Source organism: Larkinella sp. C7 (assembly GCF_006149005.1).
GTDB lineage: Bacteria > Bacteroidota > Bacteroidia > Cytophagales > Spirosomataceae > Larkinella.
Map to the genome: position 1 here is coordinate 1 of NZ_VBSL01000247.1, position 339 is coordinate 339.

The following is a 339-nucleotide window of genomic DNA, read 5'->3' on the forward strand; positions in this document are numbered from 1 at the left end:
AATTCACTGATTTCAAAAGCTTTGTCATTAAATAATTTGTTTGCGACATCAATTGCTAGCTTTGGATAGATCGCAAATGTCCCGCTTTTTTTATAATCGCTTTGGGCTTTTTGGATACCCATTTCAAAATCGGTTAGATTAGATTGCTGGTTATTCTCGGTTTTCCAAGAAGTATAGGCTGCCTTGGCATCATCATAGTTTCCCGCTTCGTAATTCTTTTTTACGTAATCATGGATATCTTTCAGCATACTCATAGTATTTGCCCTACTTTCTGAGTTTCTAACTACACTGACTATTCTATGTTAATTCTTCTCAATTGTCAAGGGCGGTTTAAAATTG

The 339-nt window shown here is 35.4% G+C and carries 1 protein-coding gene; it reads right to left on the minus strand.

What is annotated here, in order from left to right:
• On the minus strand, positions 1-248 hold a 248-nt coding region (locus FH871_RS35295; RefSeq protein ID WP_212768427.1), incomplete at its 3' end, for a hypothetical protein.
• Positions 249-339: the final 91 nt, after the last annotated feature.